Source organism: Thermogemmatispora aurantia, assembly GCF_008974285.1.
GTDB lineage: Bacteria > Chloroflexota > Ktedonobacteria > Ktedonobacterales > Ktedonobacteraceae > Thermogemmatispora > Thermogemmatispora aurantia.
This window is the reverse complement of the sequence record NZ_BKZV01000002.1, coordinates 45,852-69,720: the sequence shown is the minus strand read 5'-3', so window position 1 is coordinate 69,720 and position 23,869 is coordinate 45,852. Positions and strand designations below refer to the sequence as shown.

Genomic DNA, 23,869 nt, shown 5'->3' with positions numbered 1-23,869 from the left:
GCCCCAACCTCCTTTTGTCAGTAGTAGTATAGCTGAGTGACAGCGCGAAAGCAAGATGTCCCGCTGAGAGGGCGGGACATCTTCATATAGACATTAGTCTATATAGTTGCCGTGCGCGGCTGGTGCTGATGAGGGGAGCGAGCCGGTCCAGGCGGGGCCTCCGAATATTGTGCACAATGCATAAATATTTGAAGTGAGAATTAGCTATTCTACTCATTTACGGGGGAAATAGAAAATGATACTGTATAACCAGAGAAACGGATTGGGCATAATTAACAATAGCGTCCAGCCTGGCGGCTGATGCAGGGCAGGGCAGCGAGCGGGATCGGCGAGCAAGGGCGCCAGCGATCTGGGGCTGTCTGATCCTGTTGCCGCGCGAGAGGTGAAGGAAGGACGGATAGCAAGAGAGACAAGAAAGGAAGAGAGGCGACGCGCCATGAATGCGCCCTTGCTCAAAGAAAGCTTTGGGCTGATTGCCCCTCAGAAAGAAGCTTTCGCGCGCCAGTTCTACGAACGCCTTTTCGCGACCTATCCGCAAACGCGCCCGCTCTTTGCCAACACCGACATGCGGCGCCAGGAAAGCGCTCTCATGGCCACGCTCGCCGCCGTGGTCGCTGGCGTTGAGCGTGGGGAGAACCTTGTGCCGGTGCTACACAAGCTGGGTGAACGCCATTATCGCTATGGTGTGCAACCGGAGCACTATCCCCTGGTTGGGCAAGCCCTGATTGCCACCTTTGTCGACTTTCTTGGGCCGCGTTTCACGCCGGCCATGCAAGATGCCTGGGTACAGGCTTTTGAGGTCATCAGCTCCCAGATGATTGCTGCTGGTGAACCATAGCACGTTGCGTGGGGGGGCATCGCACTGCTTATTTGCCCTCCTGGGTGCGGATGCCCCTCCCTCCCCCCACCTTGCTGGGTCTTTCCCCTAAGACTGGGGCACGGAAAGGTCCGGCTTCTCCTCCGCCAGCCCGTTGGCCAGCCAGGCGGCGCGGACGCACTGCTTGAGCAGCATCACATTCGTCAACGGGCCGACGCCGCCCGGCGTTGGGGTGATGGCTGCGGCCACCTCGCGCACCGCCTCAAAGTCCACATCGCCCACGATCCCCCCTTCTGGCAAGGCATTGATCCCGACATCGATGACCACCGCCCCCGGGCGCACCATCTCGGCGGTCACCAGGCGTGGGCGTCCGACAGCGGCGATCAGCACATCGGCCTGGCGCGTCAGCGTGGTCAGGTCGCGCGTACGCGAATGGCAGACGCTTACCGTAGCGTTGCGCTGGAGCAGCATCAAGGCCAGTGGCTTACCCACCACATTGCTGCGTCCCAGTATCACCACGCGCTTGCCTGCTAGCGGTATCCGGTAGCGATCGAGAATCTCCATGACGGCGGCGGCGGTCGATGGCAGGAAGCTAGGGAGGCCCAGGAAGAGATTGCCGGCGCTACCTGGACTGATGCCATCGATATCTTTCGCTGGTGCCACCGTATCGGCGACCATCTTCTGCGAGAGATGGGCGGGCAAGGGCATTTGCACGATGATGCCGTGGGTACGCTGGTCCTCATTGAGCTGAAGCAGCAGGGCGCGCAGCTCGTCGGCGCTTGTCAGCGCTGGCAGCTCCTCTAAACGGGCCTGCACGCCGATCTCGCCAGCCAGGCGTAGGATAGCCTTAGTGTAAACGCCGGAAGCTGCGTCGCCGCCCACGCGCACAATCACCAAACCGGGCGGGTATCCTTGCTGCTCACGGAAGCGAGCGACCTCGTCCCGCAGCTCTCCCCGAATCTCGCTGCTGAGGGCGCGCCCGTCGAGAATCGTTGCGCTCACAAGGTCCCTCCTACCAGGCGAACCACGTCGGCATGGCCCGTCTCCACTTGCAGCAGGGCCGTCTCCAGGCGCCCTTGCAGCTGCTCGACCAACTGCTGGTTTCTGAGCGAGCGCAGATTGACGCGCACCATCCAGGCCGCGCCCTGGGCCGCGCTCACCACCAGGGCGGCCCCGGCAGCGATGTCGCTGCGGACGTTCTTGTTGCCAATCTGGGCCAGGCGCACGCAGAAACGCATCAGCTCCGCCGCCCGCTCGGCGACCTCCAGGGGCACCAGGGCCGCCTCATGGAGGCGTACCTGAATGACGCGGCTGCGAGCCTCGTTCTCTTCAGCGTTCCCTTTGGGAAGCCGAAAACTCATGGCCAGTCGCTCGTAGGCGTCACTATCCTCTTGTATGAGTTGCTGGAATCGCTCGCGCAATTCCTCTGTCTTCTGTAGAATGTCTTCGATCTCATCCTGTACATCGGCGTAACCACTCTTGCCAATAGTGAGTCGGGTGACCATGCTGGCAAGGGCCGCACCCATCGCTCCACTCAGCGCCGCAGCGGAGCCGCCCCCGGGTGTTGGTTGAGAGGAAGAGAGGTCATTAAGATACTCCCGTAAGGATTGATCTAGATACATGTACATGTCCTTGCAAAGAGCAGTAGCTATTGGTTGTCTGCAGTATCCCAGAGGGACAGGCGTTTTGTGGGACATTATAGCACAGAACTATTGATGCTGCGCGTGCTCCGCTGAGGCTGCCAGGGCTGTTGCCACTCTGAGTCTGAAGTATGAGCTAAGTCACACTCGCTGTGTGAGCTAAGCTCTAGCGGGGCATGCCTGGCGGGTGCTACCGTCTTCTAGAAGCAGATGGTGGACGGGGTCTCCTTATACCCGAGTCCTCAGCCGGCCACTTTTAAACGCACGGAGAGATCAAAGGTGGCAACATGGATACACCCCTTGCTCCTCAGCCTGTCGGGCGTTTGTCCCGACGGAGTCTCTTGCGGCAAGTGTTGACACTGACGGCTCAGCCGCCGCAGGTGCGAGCTAGCGCCAGTCAGGAGTCGCTTCTGCTGTCACGGCATGTCATGGAGGCGGTTTCCCCGCCCACTCCTGGAACGCTGCTGGTACGTCATCAGATGTCTTTCGTCAAGAAGCCGGCTATACCCTACGGGCTGGAATGGGCGCCTGACAGTGGTCTGCTAGCGGCCCTGGCTGTTCCCAGTCCTGTGCGTGATCTGCCACGGGAGCGTCTGCTCTATCTATGGGAGGCCTCTGGTGCTATCCACTCGGTCTATCAGCCGTTTCCCGGTGACGCTCGCTGGGCAGCTCTGGCCTGGGGGCCGGATGGCCAGCACCTCAGCTCTCTGGAAGGGAGCAGACAGGTAAAGACGGTCTCCCTGGTAATGTGGAACGTGGCCACGGGGTGGATCGATGAGAGTCTGGTAATCGCAGGTGGAGTGGAGAATTACACCTCGTTTCCGGTCTATGCTCTGGCCTGGTCGCCAGATCGGAAGAGCATAGCTATGGCCGCTGATGGCGGCACGGTTGCCTGGGAAGCCATGAGCGGTGACCTCTCCTCGAAGGGGCTGAGTACCTCCTATCCGACAGATGTCTCCTACATAGTGGCTTGGTCGCCAGACAGCAAGACCATTGCCTCGGCGGGGCGCACGCACGCCGTGCAGTTCTGGGAGGCAGCCACCGGTCAACCCCTGCATTACTTTCCCGAACAAACCAAGGCTCTGGCTGCCGCCTGGTCGCCGGATGGCCGGGTCCTGGCCTACCTGGCGGGCACTGTCTCGCTGCAGACCTGGAACCGGCCCCAGTCGCTGACGCTCGTGGTCCGCGAGGTAGACAGTGGACGGCTCCTGCTCTCGCAGCCGGCAGTCTATCCTGCTGTGCCCCCGGGGCTGGCTGGAATCCCTCTCCTGCTACGCAGTCTGGCCTGGTCGCCAACCAGCCGCTGGCTGGCCGCGGCTGGTCAGGGGGCGACGGTGCAGGTCTGGGAAATTGCGCGCCGACGCCTGGCCCTGACCTATCGTGGTCATCGCGCGCCTGTCCTGGCCGTGGCCTGGTCTCCTCAGGGGGACTGGCTGGCTTCAGCCAGCAGCGATGGCGAAGTGCATGTCTGGAAGGCCCCTTGAAGGCGCCTTGAGGGAGACAAGCGAGTCGGAGGTTGCAATGAACCAGCCATTGAAGCTATGGCTTGCGCCTCTGAGCTGATGATAACGGGAGGGTGATTCCATGAACACAAATGATATGCACCTTTCACGGCGCGGTGTCCTCAGTGGTCTGGCAGTGCTAGGGGCGGGGGTCAGCGCCACGCTCATTGGGTGTCAGGAGCTGCCCACTGGCAGTAGCCGGGGGCGAGCAACGGCGACCGTTGCGCCGACGCCCACAGCGGTGCCTCCCGGGATGACGCTGGCGACCTTTCGCACTCCAGGGGGAACCCCCGTTCCCGATGTGGTCTGGTCGCCAGATAGCCAACGGTTGGCCTACTGCACCTGGGAGCAGCTGAGAATCTGCGATATTGCCACCCGACGGACGCTGCTCCTTTACCAGGATGACACACTCGACTGTATCAACGCCTTGAGCTGGTTCTCTACGGGCACGGGGCAACTGAGCTATCTGGGGTGGCGATATGGCCCGCTGCAGGTCTTGGAACCGGCCAGTGGCAACACGCTGGCCTTCTATGACTTTGAGGCAGGCTCGGCGTTCACCACCGTCTACATGTTTGCCTGGTCGCCAGATGGGAAGCGCGTAGCTCTGGCTAGCGATTACAGCGTGACCGTCAGAGATGCTGTGAGTGGTCAGGTGCTGGTGACCTACCCGAGAAATCCTCCACCTGGAGGACAGCCCTCCTACATAGTAGCCTGGTCGCCGGATGGCAAAACAATCGCCTCGGCGGGGCGCACGCACGCCGTGCAGTTCTGGGAAGCAGCCACTGGTCGACCCCTGCACTACTTCCCCGAGCTGGCTCAGGCGATCGCCGCCGCCTGGTCGCCAGATGGCCGCTGCCTGGCCTACATGGTAGAGCAGAACCCGATGGCCTATGAAGATCAGCTACGACCAGTGCAGATCATCGTGCGCGAGGTCAGCACTGCGCGCGAAGTGCTCTCCCTGGCCGGCAGCTTTGGGATTGGCATGGGGCAAGCCTCAACCCTGATCTTTCCCCACAGCCTGGCCTGGTCGCCAGATAGCCGCTATCTGGCAATGGTGGGCCACAATACAGAAGTGCAGGTGTGGGAGGTAGAGCGCCGCCGCCTGGTCCTCAGCTACGGTGGTCATCGCGATCTAGTGCAGGCGGTGGCCTGGTCGCCGAATGGCCGCTGCATTGCCTCGGCAGCGAGGGATGGCATGGTCCTGGTCTGGGGGGCACCGGGACACTGACTGATCACGGCGTCCCTGCCTCTCCTGCGCTCGTCAACGTGGGCGGACACCCCTGCCCGGCTCAGGTTCAAAGCCAGAAAGGCCGGGTGCCCTCGGCACTCTTCGGGCGAATGCCAACCAGCGCCAGCCCGCCCAACTCATCGCTGTAGTGAATGCTGATCGGCAGGCGCGGAGGACGGAGCGAGCCGGCGTGCAGTAAGGTCAAGGCGAGTACCGAATGCAGGGCTTCCCTGATAGAGAAAGGCGGTTCGCTACGGATATGCAGCGGCTCCGGCGTGGCCGCCGACGAGGGGGGCAGCGTTGAAACAAGCAGGGCCTCGTAGTCGCTCAGGAGCATAGCGCTGCCCTTTGGGGGCAGGGTAATGTCCTCCAGTTGCTGAGAAGAAGGCGATGGCCGATAGCTGCCGGATCGGGCCACGGCAGCCGCGACACGCTCCGCTCTCGTGGCGGCGGCTCGGCCTGAAGCCGGTTGGAAGCCATAGAGCCGCGGAGCTCCCTGCTTAATGACCTCGACCAGCAAGAACGTCGCTCCAATGCGTTGAGCCCACTCCTGAAGATCCTGTTTCTCGCGTCCGCGATAGGGACCATCGCGCTGGATCAGCACCCGCTTGCCAGCGAAGAGCGTCTGAGGAAAGAGCTGCTGCAAAACTTCAGTGGGAATGGTCTCGCCATCAATGATAGCATCGGCGATCCGGTACTGAAGCAGCTGGCCATCGCTTTGGAAAATTCTCGTCTGGGCTGTTAAGTTCACGCTGCCCGGCAGCGTCGTTTTGAGGCGTCGAGCAATATCGATGCCAACGATCACGTCGGCGTAGGGGAGCGGCTCGGCAAGCACATAGGGGATGCCACCCATCTTGCTCAAGAGACCCAAAGCGATGTTCGCCGCGGCAAAGTCCAGCCCTTTCAGGGTCGAGAAGAGGACCACCTGGCTGGGGATGTCGTTGCCAACTGTGATGGCCTTGAACTGGTGATAAAGGGTCCAGGGCTTCCGGCTGGCTTCCTCTCGCTGCAAAGGCTGTGCCTCCCGATCAGGCAAGAAAGCAAGCAGCGCATCGACAGCTCGCTCCTTCTCAAGGGTGGCAATGACCTGCTCCAGCGCCTCCCTGCTGTTATGGGGGAGCCGCTTCAGGGAGAATTGCACGGTAGCCCTAAATTTCTGGAAGGCCTCTTTCAGCGTGTGGGCCGCTGCTTTCAGATGAGCTTGCGGGAGATCACCGGCGAGGATCAGACCAATGCGCAGCGCTGCTTTACAGGCGAGTTGAGGCGTGGGGCGGTAAAAGCCATATTGCTCTAAATCTGCTATCAACCCATTTTCGCCCTCAATGATATGATTCTGGCCGACGCGGAGCCGGGGAACAAAACCCAGGTCGGCACCACGCTGGAAGAGCCTCGGCGCTCTCTGTGTGCTATAGGCCCTCGACTTAAGCAGTCTGCGCTTCTGCAGAGGTTGGGCCAGCGAGCGGACCATCGCAGCTCGCTGGGCGGGAGCCAGGTGCAGGTGGCTCTGGACCCGGCAGCCGTCCAGGCCCAGGCGCTTATAATGTCCTGGCTGCACAACGATGCGCAGCCCGCTCAGCGGATATTCGTACCCTTTGCCGCTCGCCGTTTCTACTAAGACCACGGCCTCCTCATCTTGGGCTTGCTCTAGACGCCTTCTGGAACTCTCGCGCGTTGCCAGGGCGAGCAGTCGCTGACGCTCCGTAGCGAGCTGCCCTGTCACGCGAACAATGGAGCCGCAGAGGTCTCCGTCTTTGGCCTTTACTCGCAAATCGCGAAGGTGTTCCTCTAGCTCGGCTAGTGTCTGCCAGGCAAAGCTTTGACAGAATGACCGCAGGTTCTGCTTCAGCACCGGCTGTGAACTGACCGAGAGCGAGATGGCCGGTTCCCCCTGGACCAGCCAGCCGCGCAGGTGATAGAGACGCCAGATCTCAAGCGCCGGCGGCAGTTCCTCGTGAAAGGGCTGCAGCGCCTGTTTTAACTCCTCTGCCAGTTCGTCGGCCAGACCAAGCGCTACATAGTCGGCCTGCTCGCCTGGCCCAGCCTGCCATTGCTCGTCGAGCTGGATCGTACGCAGACCACCAAAAACACCGTTCGGCGCGGACCAGAGGTCTCGACAGAGCTGCTTCAGCTGCTCCACAGTGTAGAGCTGGTCGCCTACCAGGTGCCGGCTGGGGCGACTCCAGAACCAGTGGCCTCCAGTGCGGCGGCGCAGTTCATAGGCAAGCCTCCCGCCAATCCTGGCCGGGTCGTCGTCTGTGGTCAGGTCCAGCAGGTAACCGGCAAGAGGAGGGAGAGCCTCCCTGTTAACAGGAAAGATTTCAGTGATCAATTCGCTCATAAAAATCTAAATACCTGTGATATACATTCTATTGGGTTGATGAGAGAAAGCTGCGCTTCTGCAGCGCAGCCGGAGCCTGCTTTGGGGACAGCGGATGTATCAAAGGGGCATCGCTGTCGTCCTTCCTTCTCTTTTCTCTCTTAAGGTGCTGAAGGCGGAAAAGCTTCCCACAATGATGAGGCTGCCAGGCAAGAGATAGGGGTCTAACAAGCCGACGGCTATTCGGCACGGTCTCAGGGCAAGCGTCCTGCTGGAGTTGCCAGATGGGGTGCCCTGGGACCGCGCCAGCCATTTAGCAAAGCTGCTGCATGATGGCGATATAGGCGTTCCAATCGGTGATAGTATAGATGTCCTCGGTGAGGAGAGCACAGTTATTCACGATGGCGTACTGTGGTGCCGTCCAGGCCTGACTGCTGATCAACTGATCAAGCACTGTTTTGGCATGCGCTCCCGTCTGGAAGACGGCGACGATCATCTCCGTGCCGAAGCCGGGTGCTGCGCCCGAGGTGTCGTAGAATTGATAGGAGCCATGCGCGGGATAGAACTCGCAGCAGGCCAGCCACCAGTTTGGGGAGAGCGGACGGATGCAGCCGGCGTCAGCAGAGCAGGCAATGGGGAGAGAGTTGGCAATGAAGGCGCGCAGGAGGGTGTCAGCAGTCGGTCCGCTGTAGGGCACAGTCGCCGTCGGCGAGGGGCTGATCACAATGACGGTTGACTGCGCTGACACCGTGGCTGTGGGATGAGCGCCGGCCACGACCGTGGCCGAGGGCACGGCAGTGGTAGGAGACGAAGACGTCGCCTGCCGGCTCAAACGTCGGGTGAGGGCGGTAGCTGTGGCCACGCTGGGGGCATTCAGGCGCTTGATGAGAGGGGCAAAGCCACCCGCGCTCGCGTATAAGGCGATGAGGAGGGCGGACATGGTTGAGAGGAGGAAGATGAGCGTGCCAATGATAAGCACGGTGCTCAGACGCACCGTTCTCGGTTCGCGCGCTGAAGGCGGCGGGGGCACGAATAGTGGTTCTGGATAGGGTCCGCTGACCTCGTTGAAAGAAAGGCTCTCCTCTCCACTGTAAGGGTCAGTCGCGCGGGCTGTCTGGGGCAGCCCTGATTGCTCCTCCTGCCTGTCTTGTGGACTTCGCTGTGCGCTGTCTGTTGCCGCTGAGCATTGCTGTGTTGCTGTCTCTGTCTCCTCAGACGGCTTTACCTCTGCCGCGATTGCCTCCGCTGCTTGCCTTCCCTCTGAGTGCTCTGAGGATAAAGCTGGTAAGGGGGAAGCCTGGACTGGCGGCTGAGAAGATGCGCCTGGCGTGAGAGAAGCGTCAGGTTGTGAATCTGGCTGTGGAGCTGTCTCAGGCTTCTCGGCTGCTTCTTCCATCGGGGAACCCTCCATAACGATCTCAGTGCCAATGAAAGATAAATAGTCTGGTCAGACATCAGACATATAGTGCAAGTGCATGCTGAGGTCCCTATAGTGCAAGTATCTGGACCAATCCATGAAAAAGAACGTTGCCAGACACACTTCTCTGCTGCTCTCTCTAATCTAAGGGAGACCTCGGAAGCAGAATAGTCATTGCCACAGAAAAGCGCTCCATACGAGATGGCTGCCTATTAGCGATCAGACAGGCAGCCATCTCGTATGGAGCGCCTCTACTCCCTGGTGAGGGAGAGGAGCAGGCCAGTGAGCTTACTGGCCCGGCTCTTTCTTTCCTTCTGTTCTCCCAGGAGCCTGAGAGCTGCTGGTCTCCTTGATCCGCGGAGGCAGAGGAGGCATCAGTAGCCGCTCAGAATGCGCTGCTTCTCTGCCTCAAACTCGGCTTCTGTCAGGGCGCCCGAGGCGCGCAGTCGCTCCAACAACTGGAGCTGGGCCAGGCGGGCATCCGTCGAAGCACCAGGATTCGGCGTCGGTGCCTGATAGGGTGGATAACCATAGCCCTGCTGATAGTATGGCGGGTAGCCCTGATACGGCTGATTGCGTCCCTGCCAGCGGCCAAGCATATAGCCCAGGCCGCCCGCTAGCAAGTCACCGAACAACCCTCCGCCAAAGCCAAAACCGAAGGGGAAGAAGACGGGGCCGCCCCAGCCCCAGCCATGATGATGATGATGCATACTATTCACCCTCCTCGCTGTGTAAGCGTCTCTTGCCTTTTTGTTCTACCCCGCTCTCTCGGGGTACTCGCGACGGCCATCCTTTCTGTGGCTGTCGTGCGTCTTTCCTCCGACCAGCTAGAGGACGGCAGGCAGACCAGGAGGCAATCAGCTAGCTGAAGACCCACTCGGAGCTGCTACTAGCGCCCGGTGGGCGTTCCTCTGGCTAATCCACTCCTCTCTCCGGCTCACGTAGGTCGTCTGCCTGCCGGCCTTTTTCTCTCCTCCACTCAAGAGATACGCACGAGGAGTCCACAGGTTAAATGCTATGCAGACGGTGTCTGACTCTTGCCTGCAAGCCGTCGTCACTCGCTCCTCATGCTGGCTCCGCTGTCTACCTGGTCTCTTTTCCCCTCCCCTTTTATGAAACATCGTCACCTGGCAATCTATTTCTTCACCGGGGGGAGATGCACGCTGCCCGCTGGGCTATCGCTATCTGCTGTCTGTTGACTATAGAGATGATAGAGCCGTAGAAGCGTTCCCGCTGCTGAGCTGCTCTCAGGGCCAGGTAAGGTTGCTATGCTCGGGCCAGGGGCCACAGTCTGGCTTATGAATTAGTCGTCATACTGGCTTAACCTTGATTACAGTTCGATAGATGTCTTCAATACACAATTTGACTGATAATGATATTGATAGCTTTGCTGTACTATGTTGCAGTTAACAACAGCTGCGGACCCTGACCTCGTGCGCAGCCGGGAGGGGCTGTATTCCAAGTACCTGCTATGGTTCGTGATGGAGGCTAGCGAATTGATGCTTGATCACCACCTTGAGGAGATTCCTGCTCCTGCTGTAGAGTTAGCCAGGCAGGCTGAGGTCTCTCCTCAGACCCAAGCCCGCATGAATGACGATCAGCCGGTCCAGCGCTACACTGCGGTAGCTGTGCCAAAGCGCTCAGTAAGTTTCTGGGGAGAGAAGTTTCTCTTCCTTCGAACAGGTCTGGGATGAGCGGCAGGACCGGCAAGGCCAGCTGCTCGCGGACCAGGACTTCATCGCGGAGCTAGAGCGGAGGGCACTGGCTGGCCTGGACCGCCGGCATGGTGACCTCTACCGCCATCCGCCTGGTCGCAGCCGCCTACCAGAGCGCTCGGAGCAACCGGCACCCACCACAGCGCCCCCTCCAGTTCCGGCGCAGGCGGGCGCTGTTTCTGATCGAGCCACGGGGACGCGATGCCAGTCTGCAAGCCGATGGTACCTTCTCGCTCTGGACCGTCGCCGGACGCAAGCGCCTCCCTTAGACGGTGCCAGCCGCTACCGAAAGACGGCTAGCACAGGTCAAGACCATCGACAGTCTCCACTGTGCTGGAAGGCGATGGTCAACTCATAGGGCGACTCATGGTGACCCTAGAGGTGTCTGATCCCCCAGCAGCAAGAACAACAGCCAGCCCCGTGGTGGGGATTGATCCGATGCTGGACAGCAGCGGACTCAGGAGAAGGGGCTGGGTCTTGTGGACAGCGAGGAACCCGTCGCCGACAGACTTGCATCTGTCCCCTGTGCGGGTATCAGGAGTGTGCCGACCTCAATGCTGCGCGCAGCAGTCTAACGCACCCACTCTTTACTGCCCTGCGGGAGGGTGGGCTATTGACAACCAGCTCGAAAGCCCGCGCCGACGAGGCTACGGGCAAGCCCCTGGTTTGAGCCAGGGGTCATTGATCTGAGCGGTAGATCTCTTTAGTGACTGCTCAAGAGGAGAAAGGCTCTTTCTCGTTCAGTTTTCTGCTTCTTCACTTGCCCCGGCGAAGGCATCGTTCTCGCCACAGGGAGGGGCGGTAACGGACCTGCTGATGGGGGACTGGTCAGAGGATGCCGGGGATGAGGCGGAGCACAGCGTGCCGCAGGACGAGGCTGGCAGAGGATCGGCGAGATTCTTGCGCGCGAACTCCTCAATCGCGGCAATGACCTGGCCAAACTCCTGGCCTGTGGGCGTCAGATGATACTCGACGCGCGGCGGAATCTCCAAGAAGGCGCGCCGCTCGACAAAGCCCAGTTCCTCTAGCAAGCGGAGGCGTTGAGTCAGGGTGCGCGAACTGATGTGGCCTAGCTGCTCCAGCAGCTCGCTGAAGCGCCGCGGCCCGGACAAGAGATTAATGACGATCAGCAGAATGCAGACATCGCCGACCAGGCGAATGGCTCGCCCCATTGGGGTTGTTGCGTTACAGGCCTCCGGCCTCGCCGCCGGCTGTTCTCGCTCAGCTCTCTTCATGGCTACAGTATATCATACTATAAATAAGAAAGCAACATCCTTGACGATAGGAACTTTCTATGATACCCTTACTTTCATAAAGAAAGAAAAGAGAGGCATCGCTGCCGAGGAAGAGAGAAGTCTCTTCCCGGAGCGAGTCGGCAATAGAAAGGAAAGGAGTGGTCTTCTCATGTCAACAACCCTGAGCCTGGGGCTGCTTATCCTGCGTCTCGGGGCTGGTTTAACGCTGACCGGGCATGGACTGCAGAAGCTTTTTGGCTGGTTTGGCGGAGCGGGACTGGCGCGCACGCGCGAGAACTTCGCGCGTCAGGGCCTGCAGCCGGCCTGGCTCTGGGTGACGCTCGCTGTTCTGGGGGAAGTAGGGGGTGGTCTGGCGGTGGCGCTGGGCTTCCTCACCGCTGTAGGAGCAGCTGGTATGGCGGGCGCGATGGCAATGGCGACCTTCAAGAGCCACTGGCGCAACGGCTTCTGGATGCAGCGCGGTGGCTATGAATATAGTCTACTTCTGATGCTGGTGAGCATCGTCATCGGTCTCACGGGGCCGGGCAACTATGCGCTCGATGCCCTGCTTGGCATCGGCCAGCGAGAGACAGTGCTCTTTATTGGGCTGGCCCTGGCTGCACTCATCGTGGTAGCAATTGGGATTGTCATTAGTCGTAGGCCGCAGACAGCCTCGCAGGATGCCTGAGCCTGTCTGCTTAAAAGCTGGCTGGCTCGCGGCGCCCTGTCGGACAGTTCGGTCTGGGACTGGAGCCGGGGGGCCAGCCGGCCAGCGCGGAGCGAGGCGAGTGTCATGGAGATTGAGATCTGGTCGGACCTTGTTTGTCCCTGGTGCTATATCGGCAAGCGGCGTCTGGAGAAGGCGCTGGCGGGCTTTCCCCAGCGCGAGCGCATCAGGCTGGCCTGGCGTAGCTTTCAGCTTGATCCGCAGGCGCCGCATGAGGCGCGTGAGAGCGTCAGTGCGATGCTGGCGCGTAAGTATGGTGTCTCCCTGGCCGAGGCCGAGGCCATGAATGCGCGCGTCAGTGCCCTGGCCGCCCAGGAGGGGCTGACTTTCCATCTGGAGCAGGCGCGCTATGGCAATACTTTCGATGCCCATCGCTTGCTCCATCTGGCCGCCGCCCATGATCTGACTCAGGCGCTGGCGGAACGCTTCTTTCGCGCCTACTTCAGCGAGGGGGCGGCCTTAAGTGAGCCGGAGACGCTCCGGCGCCTGGCTGGCGAGGTGGGCCTGCCGGCGGAAGAGATAGAGCTTGTGCTGCACAGCTCGGCCTACGCTGAGGCGGTGCATGAGGATGAGCGACGCGCCCAGGAGCTGGGCGTGCAGGGTGTGCCTTTCTTCCTCTTCGCAGGTCGCTATGCGGTCTCGGGGGCACAGCCAGTCTCGCTACTGCGTCAGGTATTGGAACGGGCCTGGCGCGAGACCGCTCGCGAGGCAACGCCACAGGTGATGACCGCTGTCAGCTCAGGAAGCGAGCAGGATCAGAACCAGGACGAGGCTTGCACCGATGGGAGCTGTGCCTTGCCAGGCAGCGAGCGCGCTGGCTGAGGCACTGGGGGGACTGGGCCAGTCCATCCACAGTCGCCAGCGCGGCCCAGCTCCTGCCCGGCGCGCAGCGCCTAGCGCAGAATCAGATAACAGGCAAGCACAATCAGGATGAGCAAGATCAGGAGCACCAGGATCAGCAGCGCTATCAAGAGGCGCTGCTGCCTGCTCTCCTCGAAACCGGGCAGAGCACCAGAAAGGCGCCCAAGCTGGCGGCTGATCCTGCCGGCGATCTCAGTCCCCCATGTCGTTGTTGTGCTGGCCACGAAAAGATTCCTCCGGTGGCCACTCGATGATCTCCTTCCCCTTGTGAAAGACCTCCTCGTACCAGCTTGCGTCTGCATCCAATTGCTTGAGCTGCTCTTCGCTGATCTCAGAAGTATCGCGCAGGCCTCGCACTTCGAGCGCGGCCAGAACGGCCAGGGCGTGCCTCATAGAAGCTGAGAGAGGCCCATAGCGCTGGCGATCCGCTCGGGCCTTGGCGGCCAGTTGTTGATCGGCCTCAGTGGCCAGTATGCGGTAGTTGAGGGCCTTCTCTGTGAGTGCCTGCTCCAGCTCTTTAGATGAGTAGGCCAGGCCAGACTCAACGATCTCGTCGACAGCTTTTCTAGTAGGGATGGGCAGGTTGAGCGTGTTGAGTTGGTTTTTAATAAATCGACGCAGTATCCTGTTGAGCCTTTCTTGATGAATGGTGATGAGATCACCTGACCCGGCCATTTCTTGAATCTCGTCAGTAAGAGTGGAGAGCTTGATGTTGAGCTGGCTTCTCAGCGCTGAGGGGATTTCATGGCTCTCGCTGGTTGAAAGCGGGTGCTGCCCAAAGGCCGAGAAGAGCGTCACATTATCAGGCTCGGGATAAAGATCGTTGCCGACCATGATGACGATGATCCTTTCTGTGAGTTGCCAGACACGCACGTTCGCCAGTTGCTGTGACTTGACTGCTGGTAGGGCCGGGCTGGCCTCCCTGGCTGGCGTCGGCGGCGGAGGCCGCCAGTAGCGACGCTGCCAGCGACGTAACCAGGCTCGGGGACCATGCCGCCCGTAGTGGTGCATCATTATTTTTACACTAAAAAATTGACTCGTCCTGACACACTGGAAATCGATGTTTTTCTATAGAAGAGTGTACAATTATCGATGCTTATTGTCAAGAGATATCAACTGGTATCAATGTTTCACTCCATTGAAAAATAATGCCTGGTTGCTAGCTGCCCCAGCCTACTTCTGGCCGGAAGACGAGGATAACCTTGCCCTGCTATCCTGCCGCATGCTATAACTCGTAAGAGCACAGCTCTCCACTGTTCAGGAGCAGAACGATGCCACAAAAAAAAGAGGAACCGCGACAGCTTTCCGCCCTGCCGTCTCACCCGCTGGATGGGGCAGCCAAAGAAATCAAGGGACGGTTGCGCATCTGCGGCTGCGTTGCCTATACCCTGGAACTAGAGGCAGCGGACCTGGCCCATCTCCCCCGCCAGACCTGGCAAGCCCCTTTCTCGTGTGAGGAGGGCTGGACCGTGCCCGCCCTGACCTGGGAAGGCTGGCGTTTGTACAGCCTGCTCGATCTGGCCCGGCCCTTGCCCACGGCGCGCGCAGTGGCCGTCTGCGCCGGCAGCTATGCGGTCTGGCTGACCCTCGAAGAGGCCGGGCGGGCCCTGCTCTGTGATCACCTGAACGGTGTTCCCCTCTCACGCGAGCATGGGGCCCCGTGGCGGCTGCTCGTACCCGGCGGCAAGTGCTATACAAGTGTGAAGTGGGTCGATACCCTGCTTGTCAGCGAGGCGATGGGTGTATCCACTGCCGAGGAGATCGCTCGTCAGCGTTTGGAGGCTCGCAGAGCTAGCTCCCTGGTCCGCGCTGTTGGCCGTCTGCTGTACTGGGGTCTGGCGTGGTCGTCGCCGTTCGCAGGGGAGAGGCTCTCTCAATGAGCAGGATAATACAAATAATGGCCGGTAAAATGAGCATGGTGAGAGACATAGTGGTTTCAAAGCTCATTGCTGCCTGATACCTCAGTAGAAAATTAATTATAATAGCTATAAGAGCAATACAGGTAATGAGAAACAACCGTTGAGCGAAGAAGCGCCAAAGCAGTCGTTCGTTATAGCGGTCTGTAGCCAGGAAGCGGACCTGCCGGCCATAGAGAAGGCGCCAGCTAGTGATCAACCGGCGCAGCATCATAACCATGACCAGCACTAGAGCGAGGCCATAGGTCAGCAGAGCGGTCGTGAGGAAGAGAAGAAAGAGGAAGAAGAGACTCAGTGACCGCTCCGGATTAAAGAGCGAAAGGCCGCCGGCGAGCAGATTCAAGATCAGCCCTGGCACGAGAGCAATAAGGGTGATTCTCCTCAGCATGGCGTCGCATCCTGTTAAACTCTCTACAGGGATTCCCGGCCAGGACGAGGCGACCCTCATCCTTCATGAAGGACCGGCACTGACCGGGACTCACCGCTAGAAGCCTGGTTCTTCCGTGCTGCTAACTATAGCACCTTTCTCTCAGAAAGCCAACGCTCAATGACATCCGGTCCTGCTTGAACGTCCCTCGGCTGGAGGAACACCTCATCATCAAAAATCTGCAGGCTCTTGCGTCTGCTTATGCAGAATGTCCAGTTTGCCAGGGTCGCTCTGCAAGCGGAACAGGGATGGCTCGGATCGCGGGCAGCTGGGCAGAAGCCTATCACCCGGAGAAAGCAGAGCGGAGTTGCATGCTATGCGCATCTTCTTCTTTTCTGATTGGCGTATCCAACGACTGGAGCTGGCCGAGCAACTGCTGCGCTCGGTGGCACCCGTTGATGTGATCGTCTATGGCGGCGATGATGTGCGGCGTTTCCTCGTCTCTTCTGAGCGCAATTACTTCAGTCAGCTGGCCAGCTATGCCCGCTACGGCCTACTTGGCGTCATCGGCAACGATTGCTGGCCGGAAGATCGCCTCGTGCTGCGCGCACCCGGCGTGCATGATCTCCACGCAGAGCCGCTCCTCATTGAAGACGTTGGCTTTATCGGTATCGAAGGAGCCATTTGTGACGGAGAACGCAACAGCATCGGCAGGATACTCCATCCCGAGAGCGAGGTGCGTGCTCATCTGGATCAGGCGCGCCGGCACCTGGGCGAAGCGGCGAGACGCCTGGTTGTAGTCTCGCACACCCCTCCGGCGGGCTGCCGTCTTGACATCGGCATTCGCTTCGGCTTCAGCCGTCTCGGCTCGGAGGCCCTCAAGGACTTTGTCTTCACTCAGCAGCCGGCTCTTGTTCTCTGTGGACATTGCCACTCACGAGGCGGCAAGACGGCCCTGCTCGGCAAGACGCTCGTCGTCAATGGAGCCTCAGACGATGTCAAACCCGAGCTGGCGCGTGCCGCTCTGATCGAGCTAGATGGGACTGAGGCCCTCCCACGTGTTAGTTGGCTGGAACCGCCGGCCCGCCTGCGAGGACCGCAGATCGGTCCCCGGCGCGCCGAGCGGTTAGCGGCTTACGGCATCACGCGCCTGGACGAGCTGCGCACGGCCCCGCCCGCAGTGCTCAAGGCCATCCAGTTTGGCCCCCGGCGTCGCCTCCTCCTGGAAAGCTACCTGCGCGCCTGTGAGGAGAATCGGCCCGTCTGGCTGGGATCGCTGCAGCTCCCCCCATCCCTGCTCTTCTACGATGTTGAGACGGGGCTAGCCTCTGCCGATCCCCTCCAGGGGGGAGAAGCGCCCGAGCCGTGGCTGATCGGCGTCTTCGATGGGCAGGAGCTACGTCAGTGGGCTGTCCCTGAAGAGGACAGGGGCCGCCGCCGCGCTATGTACGAAGAGTTTCTCGCCTATATCGCTGCCCATCCAGGCGCTACGCTCTGCTCCTGGAGCGGTCACCGCTTCGACGAACGCTCCGTTGAAGAGGGGATCGTCCGCTGGGCGCCATCTCTTCTGGCGCGCTGGTGGCCCCTGCCAAAGCTCGACCTGTTGCAGGCGCTCAGAAAGATCCTGGTGCTACCGCTAACGAGCTGGTCGCTCAAAGAGGTCGCGACCTGGTGCGGCTTCCATTTCAGCGGCGACCTCGATGGCTTTGAGGCCGGCCTGCTCTATGAGGAATATCGGGTCTACGGCGAGCCTCTACCAGTTGAGACGCTCATGGGTTACAATGCCGAGGACGTCCTGGCCCTGGCTCATGTCATGCAGTACTTGCTCGGCACTGTGCCGACGACCTCTGGCTCGTCGATCTCGTCACCGTATCCTGGTCGAGGCCAGCCAGCTCCCAGCTAGAGCTGCCCTTCTTCCTCACCTTCGTGACCTTGTAAGCAAGTAACTTGCTATTATGCTGGCAGCTGGTGCAAGCTCTGGCCCAGGTCACGGCGCTTCTTGTCCCGCGCGGGCAGGAGAGCTGGCTATGCCCGTCCTGATTTAGCTGCTCTCGTCCGTGGCTTCAGGCCGTTCAGCCTTGTTCTGGTCTTGTCGCCCCGGCCTCGTCTTGTCCACCCGACGACGGCTGTTGGTCCGCACTGGGAGAGCCAGGTACGCCCGCCATATGGGCCAGCACATCGAAGAGGACTGCAAAATCCTCCCGGCCCAGACCCAATGCCCGCGCCGCTGTCAGCAGCTCATTGGTCAGGGCGACCGACGGCAGAGGCACATCGACCTCGCGCCCCAGCTCCTGAGCCAGCAGCAGGTCTTTCTGCATCATAGTGACCGAAAAGAGTGCCTCCGCTGGACGCTCAAGCACGAACGGACCGCGGTATTGCATGGCCGGCGAGGCCACGACGCTTTCCATCCAGACCCGAAAAGCTGTCTCGCGAGGGATACCCCCCTTCTCGGCCAGCAGCAAGCCCTCGCTGAAGGCCAGGAACTGCACCGGCAGGCTGAGATTGATGGCGATTTTCATTAGCACTGCCTGGCCGTTGGGACCAACATAGTTGACTTTCGGACCGATGTCGAGCAGTACCGGTCGAACCTGTTCGAAAACGGCCTGATCGCCGCCGACCATGATCGCCAGCCGGCCCTGTTCGACCGTCACCGTGCTCCCCGAAACGGGAGCGTCGAGCATGTGGGCACCACGCTCAGCAACGCGAGCCGCCAGAGCGCGGCTGACCGAAGGGCTGACTGTGCTCATATCAACGTAGATCTTGCCAGGACCCAGGCCAGCCAACAGGCCCTGTGGCCCCTCGGTGATGGCCTGCAAGGCCGCTGTGTCTGCCACCATGCTGAAAGTAATGTCGGCGGCCTGCGCGACCGCTGCCGGACTCTCTCCCCAGCGCATGCCGGCCTCCAGCAACCAGCGCGCCTTCTCGCGCGTGCGATTGTAGCCAGTGAGTGTATGCCCGGCTTGCAGCAAACGGTAGGCAATGCGCCCACCCATCGCCCCAAGGCCAACGAAGCCCAGATTCGCCATCGCTGTCAATACCCTCCTCTACGGTAGAGTTGATAGAGCGCGCTCCGCGCCCTGCTGCTAGATAGTTCTACTCCAACTCGGCAACCCGGCGCTACCCTCTGTCGACCAGCCAGCCAGCCAGCCCTCCCTTGCGCGACTTTCGCCAGGCTGTCTCGCCTGCCTTGGTGCGCCGGGGAGTGGCGAACAGGAACGCCGCGCCAAAGAAAGGGTTGTCAAAGGCAGCCGGCCTGATTATACTATAATCATTGGTATGATAAACATACCATCTGGTCTCTGACCAGGTAAAGATCCTGGCAGCAGCGGAGAAGGGATTGTATACACCTATTCAATCCAGCAAGCTGTTCGAACAGATTGCGGAACAGATCGAGGAGCGTATTCTGCGAGGCGAACTGCGCAGCGGCGATCGTCTACCGAGCGAGCGCGAATTAAGCGAGCAATTTGGGGCGAGCCGGACGGCGGTCCGGGAAGCCATGAAGACACTGGCTCAACGGGGGCTGGTCGACATGCGACCGGGACGCGGCACCATCGTCATCAATGCCACCTCGCGCGCCATGCAGCAGACCTTAGAGCTAATGGTGCGTGTTGGGCGCGAGGACGGCTATGCCAACCTTGTCGAGCTACGGGAGCTGCTTGAGCCGGGCATTGCCGCCCTGGCGGCGGCGCGGGCAAGTGAAGAGCATCTTGCGCGCCTGCGCACGGTTGTTGAGCAGATGGATGCCAGTCTCCACGATGTCGAGGCCTACATTGCCGCCGACAACGACTTCCATCGCACGCTCGCCACAGCCTCGGGCAATCGCCTGATCCTGACCTTTGTCGACTCGATCGTCGATCTGCTCAGCGAGCAGCGCAAACATATCTCGCGCATCGGTGGAGCAATGGAGCGGGCCCAATACCATCACAAGCGCATCCTGGAAGCGGTGAGCCGCCGCGACGCCGAAGCTGCCCGCCTTGCTATGCAGGAGCACCTGCACCAGGTCCGTCAGGATCTGGAGACGGCCAACCGCGGCTAGGCGAAGCGATGGATGAGCGCATCTGCTGGGGTGACCCCTTTGGCAGTTTAGCGGGCCAAACGGCTTAGCCTGGCTGTTGAGGAGGGCGGGCCGTTGCTCCTCCGTGCGCTGAGACTGCTTGTCGGCGCTGGAGAGATATACTCATCCTGTCGTCCTCTCATCAGGCTACAATGGCTGGCCGGGCGACAATGCCTGGGGGCAGCGTCGCCGAGCCGAGGAGGCCCACGGACCAGGACCAGCCGAGCCCTGAGTGGGAACGCCGCATCAGTCAGGAGCGGGAGAAACACAACGATGGTCTCAGAGCACATCACCTCATCCGAAGAGCGTCCGCTGACGCGTGACGAAGCCAGCCGGGCGCGGGAGCGCCAATTTTGGCTGAGCCTCTACGAGCAGATGCTCACCATACGCCTCTTTGAAGAGCAAGTGAACGAGCTGTATATGAGCGCCAAAATGCCGGGCCTGGCCCACCTGTACAGCGGCGAAGAGGCGGTAGCTGTCGGGGTCTGCGCGGCCCTGCGCCGCGACGACTACATCACCAGCACCCATCGTGGTCATGGGCACTGTCTCGCCAAGGGCGCCGCCGTCGACCGAATGTTTGCCGAGCTGCTCGGTAAGCAGCCCGGCTACTGTCGAGGCAAGGGTGGCTCGATGCATATCGCCGATCAAGAAAGTGGCAACCTGGGAGCCAATGCCATCGTCGGCGGCAGTGCTGGTATCGCCACCGGGGCCGCCCTCTCCTGCAAGCGGCGGGGCAGCGGTCAGGTTGTGGTCTGCTTCTTCGGCGATGGGGCCTTGGGGCAGGGCCTGCTCTACGAAGCTATGAATATGGCTGCGCTCTGGCAGCTACCAGTCATCTACGTCTGCGAGAACAATCTCTACAACGAGTATACGCCCAACAGCGAGACGACCGCCGGCGACATGCTGGCCCGACCCCGAGCTTTCGGCATCCACACCGAGGAAGTTGATGGACAGGACGTACGCGCTGTCTATGCGGCTGCTGTGCGCCTCGTTGAGCGCGCGCGGCGCGGTGAAGGACCGGCCTATCTCCATTGCAATACCTACCGCTTCTACGGCCATCATGTCGGAGACATCCAGCGCAGCTACTACCGTTCTCGCGAAGAAGAAGAGTGGTGGAAGGCGCAGCGCGATCCCCTGAAGCTCCTCGGCTCCTGGCTGCGCGAGCAGGGGCTGGCCGAGGACAGCCACTTTGCCGAGATCGAGCGCCGCGTGCGCGCCCTGATCGAGGCGGGAGTGCGCTTTGCTCTGGAGGCTCCCTATCCTGATCCGCAAGAGGTGGCCCAGCATGTCTATGCCTAGTGCCTCAAGTACAGCAAGTGCGCCACAAGCGCCAGCGGGCTGGCGCGAGATCACGCTCGGGCAGGCTATTCGTGAGGCGCTCGCAGAGGAGATGCGCCGTGATTCGCGTGTGCTCCTCTTGGGAGAAGATGTCGCCGAGGCTGGCACGCCCTTCAAAGTGCTCAGCGGCCTGGTCGAGGAGTTTGGCGCGGAGCGCGTCATCGATACTCCGATCTCGGAGGCAGGCTTTACGGGCATCGGCGTGGGTCTGGCTATGACAGGCATGCGGCCCGTCGTCGACATCATGTTCGGGGACTTCCTGACGCTGGCGATGGACCAGATCGTCAATCAGGCGGCCAAGGTGCACTATATGTCCGGCGGCAAGCTCAAGGTGCCGCTGGTAGTGCGCACAACGCTCGGAGCCACGCGTCGCTCGGCGGCCCAGCATAGCCAGAGTCTGCACGCCTGGTTTAGCCATATCCCGGGGCTGAAGGTTGTGCTGCCTTCGACGCCCTACGACGCCAAAGGACTGCTGAAGACGGCCATTCGCGACGATAACCCGGTCCTCTTCTTTGAAGACAAAATGATGTACCAGCTCAGGGGGCTGGTACCTGAAGGGGAGTACACTATTCCCTTTGGCGTGGCCGATATCAAGCGTGAGGGAAGCGACCTGACCATTGTGGCCACAAGCAGCATGGTCCAGGTGGCTCTGGCTGCAGCTACTGAGCTGGAGCAGCTCGGCATCAGCGCTGAGGTCATTGATCCGCGCACGACCTCGCCCCTGGATAAGCAGACGCTGATCGAGTCAGCTAAGAAGACCAGCCGCGTGATCGTCGTCGATGAGGGCTATCAGAGCTACGGGGTGACCGCCGAGATCGCCGCGGTCATTAGCGAAGGTGCCTTCTATTATCTTGATGCCCCAGTCAAACGTCTCGGGGCCCTCGATGTGCCAGTACCCTTCTCGCCCGTTCTGGAGGATCTGACCGTGCCGACGCCAGCTGCCGTCGTGGAGATGGCGAAAACCCTCTGCGGAAGAGTCTGAGACTCTGCCAGCCCTCGCTCGTTCGCTCGCTCGCTCCTGCCTGCTCAGTGGGAATAGGCTGGCAGCAGGGTCCGTGGTCAACGACAGGGAAGCGACCAGTCAAAGATGTTCTTCGTCTCGGCATGACCGTTGTCGTTACGGCTTCTTGTCAGCGCGATCGACGTTGATCCGTAGGCGTGCGGCGCCAGCTGGGTAGTACCTGGCGCGACGCTGCGACTCTGAGGGAGGAGAAACTCACTATGGCGATCAAGACGTATGGACCAATGGCCGTTGACTGGGAGGTGCGCGTCGACTACGAGCGGCTGCGCCGCGAGCGACTGGCGCGGGTGCAAAAATTGCTCAAGGAGTCCGAGCTAGGGGCCTTGCTCTGCTTCGACATGAGCAATATTCGCTATATTACCTCGACCCACATCGGCACCTGGGCCATGGACAAGCTCTTCCGCTTTACGCTGCTGCCGCGCGATGACGAGCCGATTCTGTGGACCTTCGGCTCGGCGGCGCGTCATGATCAGCTCTATGCGCCCTGGATGGGGGAGCGCGCGCGAGCGGGCATCTCGACGATGCGCGGGGCGATGGCGCCCGGCTCTGGACGCGCCGAGGATGTGGCGCGCAAGATCCGCAGCGAGCTGGAGGAGCGTGGCCTCCTGCATGAGCCGCTGGGGGTCGATGTCATTGAGCCGCAGGTCCTCTTTGCCCTCCAGAAAGAAGGGATTACCATCGCCGACGGGCAGAATCTCATGCAGACGGCGCGCATGATCAAGACCCAGGATGAGATTACTCTCTTGACCACGGCCTGCATGATGGTCGATGCGGCCTACGAGGAGCTGTATCGCTGGATGCGCCCGGGTGTGCGCGAGAATGAGTGCGTGGCCCTGGTCAGCAAGGTTCTCTACGATCTCGGCTCGGAGCACGTCGAAGGAGTTAACGCCATTTCAGGCGAGCGCTGCAGTCCTCACCCGCATGTCTTTAGCGACCGCGTGCTGCGTCCGGGAGATCCCGCCTATTTTGACATTCTGCACAGCTTCAATGGCTACCGCACCTGTTATTACCGCACCTTTGCTGTTGGCAGTGCCTCGCCAGCGATGGTGGACGCCTACAAGCGTTGCCGCGAGATCCTCGACGTGGCCATCAACGCCATTAAGCCGGGCGTGACCACTGCCGATGTCGTCAAGCTCTGGCCGCGCGCTGAGGAGTTTGGTTTCCCCAATGAAGAGGCAGCTTTCGCGCTGCAGTTCGGCCACGGCGTGGGCCTGACGATCTGGGAGAAGCCGGTTTTCAGCCGCCTGGTCTCCTTTGATCACCCCGAGGTCATCGAGGAGGGCATGGTCTTTGCGCTCGAGACCTTCTGGCCCGCCAGCGACGGCTGGACAGCGGCCCGCATTGAAGAGCAGCTGGTGGTGACGAAGGACGGCTGTGAAGTGATTACGCGCTTCCCCGCCGAAGAGCTGCTCGTGGCTGGTACGCGCTACTACACCGTCAACGGACCGCTCTCTCCCATTCGTGAGGTGCAATCGCATCTGAACACGGCTGCTGGCCGGGGCGGAGCGCAGCTACCGGCCCCAGCGGCGACCTCCGCAGGTCATACACTCTAACTCTGGCCCGCTGGTCCGTTCCGGTCTGGTCTGCCCGCCTGTTCTGCCGGCTCTGGCTGGCTCTGCCAGGTTCCCGGAAGCAGGGCAGGCCAGACCCTGGATCATGGCGTGGAGCCTGAGCTGAATGCCGACTACCAGAGTAAAAAAGAAGAGCAGAGGAG

The 23,869-nt window shown here is 60.9% G+C and carries 22 protein-coding genes; 12 read left to right on the top strand and 10 right to left on the bottom strand.

The annotated features are described in order from the left end of the window. Positions 1-436: 436 nt before the first annotated feature. Positions 437-838 carry a globin family protein gene (locus KTAU_RS07155; protein ID WP_069803186.1) on the top strand — a complete coding sequence of 134 codons (402 nt, stop codon included), beginning with the start codon at positions 437-439 and terminating at the stop codon, positions 836-838. An 87-nt stretch (positions 839-925) separates the two neighbouring features. Here KTAU_RS07155 and KTAU_RS07150 read toward each other — a convergent pair whose 3' ends face one another. Beyond that, positions 926-1,819 carry a bifunctional 5,10-methylenetetrahydrofolate dehydrogenase/5,10-methenyltetrahydrofolate cyclohydrolase gene (locus tag KTAU_RS07150; RefSeq protein WP_151727737.1) on the bottom strand — a complete coding sequence of 298 codons (894 nt, stop codon included), beginning with the start codon at positions 1,817-1,819 and terminating at the stop codon, positions 926-928. Continuing rightward, a complete protein-coding gene (locus tag KTAU_RS07145; protein ID WP_170293132.1) occupies positions 1,816-2,439 on the bottom strand; it encodes a cyclodeaminase/cyclohydrolase family protein in 624 nt (207 codons plus the stop codon). Before KTAU_RS07145 ends, KTAU_RS07150 begins: the two co-directional genes overlap by 4 nt. A 305-nt stretch (positions 2,440-2,744) precedes the next feature. On the opposite strand from KTAU_RS07145, the gene KTAU_RS07140 reads away from it, so the two are divergent. Continuing rightward, a complete protein-coding gene (locus KTAU_RS07140) occupies positions 2,745-3,941 on the top strand; it encodes a WD40 repeat domain-containing protein (protein WP_151727735.1) in 1,197 nt (398 codons plus the stop codon). A gap of 100 nt (positions 3,942-4,041) precedes the next feature. Further along, positions 4,042-5,187: a WD40 repeat domain-containing protein gene (locus KTAU_RS07135; RefSeq protein ID WP_151727734.1), complete on the top strand. Its 1,146-nt coding sequence runs from the start codon at positions 4,042-4,044 to the stop codon at positions 5,185-5,187. Positions 5,188-5,254: 67 nt separating this feature from the next. Here the strand turns inward: KTAU_RS07135 and KTAU_RS07130 are convergent, their stop codons facing one another. The 3 genes from KTAU_RS07130 to KTAU_RS07120 all read right to left on the bottom strand — a co-directional run bounded on the left by KTAU_RS07130 (position 5,255) and on the right by KTAU_RS07120 (position 9,631). Continuing rightward, entirely contained in the window at positions 5,255-7,525 is a 2,271-nt protein-coding gene (locus KTAU_RS07130; RefSeq protein WP_151727733.1) for a Piwi domain-containing protein, read from the bottom strand. A 292-nt stretch (positions 7,526-7,817) separates the two neighbouring features. Continuing rightward, the gene (locus KTAU_RS07125) at positions 7,818-8,483 is read right to left on the bottom strand and encodes a hypothetical protein (RefSeq protein WP_228026352.1); all 666 of its coding nucleotides are present in this window, start codon (positions 8,481-8,483) and stop codon (positions 7,818-7,820) included. A gap of 812 nt (positions 8,484-9,295) precedes the next feature. Further along, positions 9,296-9,631 (bottom strand): SHOCT domain-containing protein, encoded by a 336-nt coding sequence (locus KTAU_RS07120; RefSeq protein WP_151727731.1) that lies wholly within the window; start codon positions 9,629-9,631, stop codon positions 9,296-9,298. Positions 9,632-10,704: 1,073 nt separating this feature from the next. Between KTAU_RS07120 and KTAU_RS07115 the strand changes: the two genes are divergently transcribed. Further along, positions 10,705-10,905, top strand: coding sequence for a hypothetical protein (locus KTAU_RS07115; RefSeq protein WP_151727730.1), 201 nt, complete (start codon positions 10,705-10,707; stop codon positions 10,903-10,905). A 471-nt stretch (positions 10,906-11,376) separates the two neighbouring features. On the opposite strand, the gene KTAU_RS07110 is transcribed toward KTAU_RS07115, so the two are convergent. Continuing rightward, positions 11,377-11,871, bottom strand: a complete 495-nt coding sequence (locus tag KTAU_RS07110; protein ID WP_228026351.1) for a winged helix-turn-helix transcriptional regulator — start codon at positions 11,869-11,871, stop codon at positions 11,377-11,379. A gap of 169 nt (positions 11,872-12,040) precedes the next feature. Between KTAU_RS07110 and KTAU_RS07105 the strand changes: the two genes are divergently transcribed. Both KTAU_RS07105 and KTAU_RS07100 read left to right on the top strand, forming a co-directional pair. Then, entirely contained in the window at positions 12,041-12,559 is a 519-nt protein-coding gene (locus KTAU_RS07105) for a DoxX family protein (protein ID WP_151727729.1), read from the top strand. Positions 12,560-12,664: 105 nt separating this feature from the next. After that, on the top strand, positions 12,665-13,420 hold the full coding sequence (locus tag KTAU_RS07100; protein WP_151727728.1) for a DsbA family oxidoreductase: 756 nt from the start codon (positions 12,665-12,667) through the stop codon (positions 13,418-13,420). A 71-nt stretch (positions 13,421-13,491) separates the two neighbouring features. Here KTAU_RS07100 and KTAU_RS07095 read toward each other — a convergent pair whose 3' ends face one another. Continuing rightward, entirely contained in the window at positions 13,492-13,683 is a 192-nt protein-coding gene (locus KTAU_RS07095) for a hypothetical protein (RefSeq protein WP_069803194.1), read from the bottom strand. Further along, positions 13,652-14,473 carry a hypothetical protein gene (locus KTAU_RS07090; RefSeq protein WP_151727727.1) on the bottom strand — a complete coding sequence of 274 codons (822 nt, stop codon included), beginning with the start codon at positions 14,471-14,473 and terminating at the stop codon, positions 13,652-13,654. The genes KTAU_RS07095 and KTAU_RS07090 overlap by 32 nt, the downstream gene beginning before the upstream one ends. A 257-nt stretch (positions 14,474-14,730) precedes the next feature. Between KTAU_RS07090 and KTAU_RS07085 the strand changes: the two genes are divergently transcribed. Continuing rightward, entirely contained in the window at positions 14,731-15,339 is a 609-nt protein-coding gene (locus KTAU_RS07085) for a molybdopterin-dependent oxidoreductase (RefSeq protein ID WP_151727726.1), read from the top strand. Here KTAU_RS07085 and KTAU_RS07080 read toward each other — a convergent pair. Then, the gene (locus tag KTAU_RS07080) at positions 15,251-15,763 is read right to left on the bottom strand and encodes a hypothetical protein (RefSeq protein WP_151727725.1); all 513 of its coding nucleotides are present in this window, start codon (positions 15,761-15,763) and stop codon (positions 15,251-15,253) included. The two genes, KTAU_RS07085 and KTAU_RS07080, sit on opposite strands and share 89 nt — an antisense overlap. 355 nt (positions 15,764-16,118) lie before the next feature. On the opposite strand from KTAU_RS07080, the gene KTAU_RS07075 reads away from it, so the two are divergent. Further along, a complete protein-coding gene (locus tag KTAU_RS07075) occupies positions 16,119-17,645 on the top strand; it encodes a ribonuclease H-like domain-containing protein (protein WP_170293131.1) in 1,527 nt (508 codons plus the stop codon). A 169-nt stretch (positions 17,646-17,814) separates the two neighbouring features. Here the strand turns inward: KTAU_RS07075 and KTAU_RS07070 are convergent, their stop codons facing one another. Next, on the bottom strand, positions 17,815-18,768 hold the full coding sequence (locus KTAU_RS07070; RefSeq protein WP_151727723.1) for an NAD(P)-dependent oxidoreductase: 954 nt from the start codon (positions 18,766-18,768) through the stop codon (positions 17,815-17,817). A 311-nt stretch (positions 18,769-19,079) separates the two neighbouring features. Between KTAU_RS07070 and KTAU_RS07065 the strand changes: the two genes are divergently transcribed. The 4 genes from KTAU_RS07065 to KTAU_RS07050 all read left to right on the top strand — a co-directional run bounded on the left by KTAU_RS07065 (position 19,080) and on the right by KTAU_RS07050 (position 23,708). Continuing rightward, the gene (locus KTAU_RS07065; protein WP_151727722.1) at positions 19,080-19,778 is read left to right on the top strand and encodes a FadR/GntR family transcriptional regulator; all 699 of its coding nucleotides are present in this window, start codon (positions 19,080-19,082) and stop codon (positions 19,776-19,778) included. A 291-nt stretch (positions 19,779-20,069) separates the two neighbouring features. Then, positions 20,070-21,095: a thiamine pyrophosphate-dependent dehydrogenase E1 component subunit alpha gene (locus tag KTAU_RS07060; protein WP_151727721.1), complete on the top strand. Its 1,026-nt coding sequence runs from the start codon at positions 20,070-20,072 to the stop codon at positions 21,093-21,095. Then, positions 21,082-22,116: an alpha-ketoacid dehydrogenase subunit beta gene (locus KTAU_RS07055; protein WP_287266706.1), complete on the top strand. Its 1,035-nt coding sequence runs from the start codon at positions 21,082-21,084 to the stop codon at positions 22,114-22,116. Before KTAU_RS07060 ends, KTAU_RS07055 begins: the two co-directional genes overlap by 14 nt. Before the next feature lie 239 nt (positions 22,117-22,355). After that, positions 22,356-23,708, top strand: a complete 1,353-nt coding sequence (locus KTAU_RS07050) for a M24 family metallopeptidase (RefSeq protein WP_151727720.1) — start codon at positions 22,356-22,358, stop codon at positions 23,706-23,708. Positions 23,709-23,869: the final 161 nt, after the last annotated feature.